Origin of the sequence: Streptomyces silaceus, assembly GCF_001419745.1 — a bacterium.
Classification (GTDB): domain Bacteria; phylum Actinomycetota; class Actinomycetes; order Streptomycetales; family Streptomycetaceae; genus Streptomyces; species Streptomyces silaceus.
Genome location: NZ_LIRJ01000359.1, coordinates 1 through 5,877, shown reverse-complemented (window position 1 = coordinate 5,877; position 5,877 = coordinate 1). Strand labels below are relative to the sequence as shown.

The 5,877-nt window shown below is 70.1% G+C and carries 6 protein-coding genes and 1 pseudogene; 2 read left to right on the top strand and 5 right to left on the bottom strand.

The features are described from left to right. Positions 1-306 precede the first annotated feature (306 nt). Complete coding sequence (locus tag AOK22_RS29285) at positions 307-675, bottom strand: holo-ACP synthase (RefSeq protein WP_055701736.1); 369 nt, start codon at positions 673-675, stop codon at positions 307-309. A gap of 58 nt (positions 676-733) precedes the next feature. Between AOK22_RS29285 and coaA the strand changes: the two genes are divergently transcribed. Continuing rightward, positions 734-1,732, top strand: a complete 999-nt coding sequence (gene coaA, locus AOK22_RS29280; RefSeq protein ID WP_425264082.1) for a type I pantothenate kinase — start codon at positions 734-736, stop codon at positions 1,730-1,732. Positions 1,733-1,819: 87 nt separating this feature from the next. After that, the gene (locus AOK22_RS29275; protein ID WP_055701735.1) at positions 1,820-2,773 is read left to right on the top strand and encodes a DUF389 domain-containing protein; all 954 of its coding nucleotides are present in this window, start codon (positions 1,820-1,822) and stop codon (positions 2,771-2,773) included. Between the two features lie 4 nt (positions 2,774-2,777). Here AOK22_RS29275 and glmM read toward each other — a convergent pair whose 3' ends face one another. From glmM to AOK22_RS29255, 4 genes and pseudogenes are all read right to left on the bottom strand, one after another. Next, positions 2,778-4,136, bottom strand: a complete 1,359-nt coding sequence (glmM, locus tag AOK22_RS29270) for a phosphoglucosamine mutase (RefSeq protein ID WP_055701734.1) — start codon at positions 4,134-4,136, stop codon at positions 2,778-2,780. Positions 4,137-4,276: 140 nt separating this feature from the next. Then, positions 4,277-4,798 carry a 30S ribosomal protein S9 gene (gene rpsI / locus AOK22_RS29265; RefSeq protein WP_055701733.1) on the bottom strand — a complete coding sequence of 174 codons (522 nt, stop codon included), beginning with the start codon at positions 4,796-4,798 and terminating at the stop codon, positions 4,277-4,279. A 42-nt stretch (positions 4,799-4,840) separates the two neighbouring features. Further along, positions 4,841-5,284, bottom strand: a complete 444-nt coding sequence (gene rplM, locus AOK22_RS29260) for a 50S ribosomal protein L13 (protein WP_055569478.1) — start codon at positions 5,282-5,284, stop codon at positions 4,841-4,843. A gap of 187 nt (positions 5,285-5,471) precedes the next feature. Further along, positions 5,472-5,877: pseudogene (locus AOK22_RS29255) on the bottom strand (hypothetical protein); the annotation flags it as partial.

Below are 5,877 nucleotides of genomic sequence, written 5' to 3'. Positions count from 1 at the left end.
GCCCACAGCAGGAGCGGCACGGCTCTGCCCACCGGGCGCAGCGCGCGGGCAGCGGCCCCCACCGGGCCGCACGCGCACGACCGGCCCGAGGGGACGTGGGGGTATGTGCGCACGGAGCGCCGAGCGACCTCTGGCGTCTTTGGACTTGAGGCGCGACGCAGGGATAGCGAGTACGCACATACCCCCACGGCCCCGCCCCACAGACGAAGCAACCGCGCAGCACCGCCAAGGCACAGACGCCCACGCACCCACCCCACAGACGAACCCAAGGCGCAGGCACCGCCCAAGGCGCCCCCGCCAGAAACCTCAGCCCTCCGCCACCACCACCGCCGAAGCCACCCCCGCGTCATGACTGAGCGACACGTGCCACGAGCGGACGCCCAGCGTCGACGCCCGTTCCGCCACCGTGCCCCGCACCCGGACCCGCGGCTGCCCGCTCTCCTCCACGTACACCTCCGCGTCCGTCCACCGAAGCCCCGCCGGCGCGCCCAGCGCCTTCGCCAGCGCCTCCTTCGCCGCGAACCGCGCCGCCAGCGAGGCGACCCCCCGCCGCTCCCCGCTCGGCAGCAGCAACTCCCCGTCCACGAACAGCCGCTCGGCCATCCCGGGCGTCCGCTCCAGCGCCGCCCCGAACCGCTCGATCTCCGCGACATCGATGCCAACCCCAATAATCACCGGGTCAGCGTGACACACCCCACCCTCCGCCCCGTTCAAACAGCCGTAACAATGGACTGTGATCTCTTCGGTCTCCGAGCCCACCAAGGCTCCGCGGAGCGCCCACCGGCACAAGCCGGAGGCGACTCCCTACGTCGACCTCACCCGCCCGGAGTGGAGCGCGCTGCGCGCCAAGACTCCCCTGCCGCTGACCGCCGAGGAGCTGGAGAGGCTCCGCGGCCTCGGCGACGTCATCGACCTGGACGAGGTCCGCGACATCTACCTGCCGCTGTCCCGCCTCCTGAACCTCTACGTGGGCGCGACGGACGGCCTGCGCGGCGCCCTCAACACGTTCCTCGGCGAGAAGGGCTCCCAGTCGGGCACGCCCTTCGTCATAGGAGTCGCCGGCTCCGTGGCGGTCGGCAAGTCGACCGTCGCCCGCCTCCTCCAGGCCCTGCTCTCCCGCTGGCCGGAACACCCCCGCGTGGAGCTGGTCACCACGGACGGCTTCCTCCTGCCCACCAAGGAGCTGGAGGCCCGCGGCCTGATGTCCCGCAAGGGCTTCCCCGAGTCGTACGACCGCCGCGCCCTCACCCGTTTCGTCGCCGACATCAAGGCCGGCAAGGACGAGGTCACCGCGCCGGTCTACTCGCACCTGATCTACGACATCGTCCCGAACCAGCGCCTGACGGTCCGCCGCCCCGACATCCTCATCGTCGAGGGCCTGAACGTGCTGCAGCCCGCGCTCCCGGGCAAGGACGGCCGCACCCGCGTGGGCCTCGCGGACTACTTCGACTTCAGCGTGTACGTGGACGCCCGCACCGAGGACATCGAGCGCTGGTACCTCAACCGCTTCAAGAAGCTGCGCGACACGGCGTTCCAGAACCCGTCCTCGTACTTCCGCAAGTACACCCAGGTCTCGGAGGAAGAGGCCCTCGACTACGCCCGCACCACCTGGCGGACCATCAACAAGCCGAACCTCGTGGAGAACGTGGCCCCGACCCGGGGCCGTGCCACCCTCGTCGTACGCAAGGGCCCCGACCACAAGGTGCAACGCCTGAGCCTGCGCAAGCTGTGAGCGACCAGCGTCACCACAGTCATCAGAGCCACCAGAGCCACCAGAGCCCTCAGCGCCATCAGAGCCACCCGGAAGGCCCTGTCCACCATGCTGCATCTGCGCCTCATCACCCCCGCCGACAAGACGGACGAGGTGGTGCGCCTCATCGAGGGCACGGTCGGCACCACGCACCTCGCGGTGGTCCCGGGCGCCGCCCGTAATCCGCGGGGCGACGTCGTCCTGTGCGACGTCGCACGGGAGGCGGGCGACGAACTGATCGACGGCCTGCGCGCGCTGGAGATCGACAAGCACGGCTCCATCGCGCTGGAGAACATCGACCTGTCGCTGTCGCTGCGCGCGGACAAGGCGGAGCACGAGGCCCCCGGGGAGGGCGCGGACGCGGTCCTGTGGGAGCACCTGACCGAGGCGACCCACGAGGAGTCGACGCTCTCGGTCACCTACGTCGCGTTCCTCACGCTCGCCACGATGATCGCCGCCTGCGGCGTCGTGCTCGACAACGCGATCCTGATCGTGGGCGCGATGGCGGTGGGCCCGGAGTTCGGCCCGCTCGCGGGCTTCTGCACGGCCCTGGTCCAGCGGGCGCCCCGCCTCGCCCTGCGCTCCATGATCGCGCTGGTCGTGGGCTTCGCGGTGGCCATGGTGGTGACGGTCGGCTTCAGCTTCTTCATGGACGCGATGAACCTGTTCAGCGACGACGCCCTGAAGTCGGAGCGCCCGAACACGAACTTCATCTACCGCCCCGACTGGTTCTCGTTCGTCGTGGCGGTCCTCGCGGGCGCCGCGGGCACGCTCTCGCTGACCTCGGCGAAGTCGGGCGCCCTGGTCGGCGTCGCGATCTCCGTGACGACGGTCCCCGCGGCGGCGAACGCCGCGGTCGCCTTCAGCTACGACGAGTACCGCCAGGCGTGGGGCTCGACCGAGCAGCTCCTGCTGAACCTGCTCGGCATCGTCCTCGCGGGTACGGCGACGCTGCTGGCCCAGAAGTTCTTCTGGGCCAGACAGCGCGCGCGTACGGCCAGGACGCGGCACGCCCAGCCGTAGGGACCTAGCCCAGCGCGGACTTCACCACGTCGGCGAGGCGGCCCGCCACGGACCGCGCCTGCTCGATGTCGGCGGCCTCGACCATGACCCGCACCAGCGGCTCGGTCCCCGAGGGGCGCAGCAGCACGCGGCCGGTGGTGCCCAGCTCGCGCTCGGCGTCGGTGACGGCGGCGGACAGCTCGGGCGAGGTCTTCACGCGCGACTTGTCGACGTCGGGCACATTGATCAGGACCTGCGGCAGGCGCTCCATGACGCCGGCCAGGTCGGCGAGCGTACGGCCCGTCTCGGCGACCCGCGCCGCCAGCAGCAGGCCGGTCAGCGTGCCGTCGCCGGTGGTCGCGTGGTCGAGGACGATGACGTGCCCGGACTGCTCGCCGCCGAGGGCGAAGCCGTGCTCCTTCATCGACTCCAGGACGTACCGGTCGCCGACGGCGGTCTGCACGAGCGAGAGCCCCTGCGCCTCCATGGCGAGCTTGAAGCCGAGGTTCGACATGACGGTGGCGACAACGGTGTCGTGCCGCAGCACGCCGTGCTCCCGCATGGCGAGGGCGAGCACGGCGAGGATCTGGTCGCCGTCGACCTCGGCGCCGGTGTGGTCCACGGCGAGGCAGCGGTCGGCGTCCCCGTCGTGCGCGATGCCGAGGTGGGCCCCGTGCTCGACGACGGCGGCCTTGAGGAGGTCCAGGTGCGTGGAGCCGCAGCCGTCGTTGATGTTCAGGCCGTCCGGCTGGGCCCCGATCGTGATGATCTCGGCACCGGCGCGCGTGAAGGCCTCCGGCGAGACGCGGGCGGCGGCGCCGTGCGCCTCGTCGAGGACGATCTTCAGCCCGTCGAGCCGGTTGGGGAGCACGCCGAGCAGGTGCGCGATGTACTGGTCGAGCCCCTGGTCGTACGACGTCACGCGACCGACACCGGCCCCGGTGGGCCGCTGCCAGGGAGCGCCGGTGCGGTGCTCCTCGTACACGGACTCGATGCGGTCCTCCAGCTCGTCGGCGAGCTTGTGGCCGCCGCGGGCGAAGAACTTGATGCCGTTGTCGGGCATGGCGTTGTGGCTGGCGGAGAGCATCACACCGAGGTCGGCGCCCAGCGCACCGGTGAGATGCGCCACCGCGGGGGTGGGCAGCACACCGACGCGCAGGACGTCCACGCCCGCGCTCGCGAGGCCGGCGACCACCGCGGCCTCCAGGAACTCCCCGGACGCGCGCGGGTCACGACCGACGACCGCCGTCGCGCGATGGCCTTCAAAGGTGCCCGCCTCGGCCAGTACGTGAGCCGCCGCCACGGAGAGTCCGAGCGCGAGCTCGGCCGTCAGATCCGCGTTGGCGACACCACGCACGCCGTCCGTGCCGAAGAGTCGTCCCACTGCTGTCCTCCGAACGTTCAGGAAAAGCACTTACGCCCTGGGCAAGAGGGTTCCAGGATCCCAGGGGTTGCGGATAAACGAACGCCCCGGCAGCACAGTGCGTGCCGCCGGGGCGAACGAGAAGTACAAGCAGGCAGCGATTAGCGCTTGCTGTACTGCGGAGCCTTGCGGGCCTTCTTGAGACCGGCCTTCTTGCGCTCGACCGCACGGTCGTCACGCTTCAGGTAACCGGCCTTCTTCAGGGCGCCGCGGTTGTTGTCGACGTCGGCCTCGTTCAGCGCACGGGCGACACCGAGACGGAGCGCACCGGCCTGACCGGAGACGCCGCCACCCGAGATGCGGGCGATGACGTCGTAGCGGCCGTCCAGCTCGAGCACCTTGAAGGGCTCGTTGACTTCCTGCTGGTGGACCTTGTTCGGGAAGTAGTCCTCGAGCGTGCGCCCGTTGACCTTCCACTTGCCGGTGCCCGGGACGATCCGGACGCGGGCGATGGCGTTCTTGCGACGGCCCAGGCCGGCGGCCGGCTGCGGGTCGCCGAAGCGCGCGGCGTTCGACTCCGAGGTGTACTCGCCCTCGACGGGGACCTCGGACTCGGTGGTGTACTGCTCGACGTCAACAACCTCGGTCTCTTCGACCGGCTGCTCAACGGTGGTCTCGGCCACGATTCTCCTCAGATTCTTTTTCGTCTTTGGGGGTGGCCGGAACTACTGCGCGACCTGGGTGATCTCGAACGGGACCGGCTGCTGAGCGCCGTGCGGGTGCTGGTCGCCCGCGTAGACCTTCAGCTTCGAGAGCATCTGACGGCCCAGGGTGTTCTTGGGGAGCATGCCCTTGACGGCCTTCTCGATGGCCTTCTCGGGGCTCTTCTCGAGCAGCTCGTCGTAACGGACGGAACGCAGACCACCCGGGTAACCGGAGTGGCGGTACGCCATCTTCTGGGTCTTCTTGTTGCCGGAGAGGTGCACCTTCTCCGCGTTGATGATGATGACGAAGTCACCGGTGTCAACGTGGGGGGCGTAGATCGCCTTGTGCTTGCCGCGCAGGAGGGAGGCGGCCGTGGTCGCCAGACGCCCCAGGACGATGTCCTGAGCGTCGATGACGTGCCACTGGCGGGTCACATCGCCGGGCTTGGGGCTGTACGTACGCACTTCGTAGCCTTCGCTTCTTCAGTGGATGGGGTCCAGACACACGGCACCCAGGAAGCGATCATGCAGCTGGGGCCCACAATGCCGGGGACGCTGCCCGTATGCGAGCCACTGGTAACTGCTCCAGGGAACCTACGTATGGGCCCTTTCGCGTGAGAACGAGGAAGCCAATACGTATCAGTCCCCGAGACTACCCGCGCCGCCCCGTATGGGTCAAAACGCGGACCTGGAGACCGGCACCGCCGGCCCCGCCGCCTCGGGCGACCCTGTCACCTCCAGGGTAACCGGCCCCCCCGCGCACACAGCACCGCGCGAGCGTGACCGCCAACAGACAGAGCGTGAGGCAGTCCTTGAAGGCCCGCCTGGTCCCGGGCTCCAGCCACGGCCAGGAGAAACCCGGCACCTGCGGCACCAGCGCCACCCAGAACCACGGGCTCCGCGCCGCGGCCCCGGGCACCAGGGCCCCGGCGAGCAGCAGCGGAAGGACGACCAGCAGGTAGTGGTCGTACGACGGCCGGGAGACGAGAAAGGCCGAAAGCATCAGCATGGTGGCGCACTCCACCACCCGCGACGGCCCCCGGTCCCCTCTCCCCCAC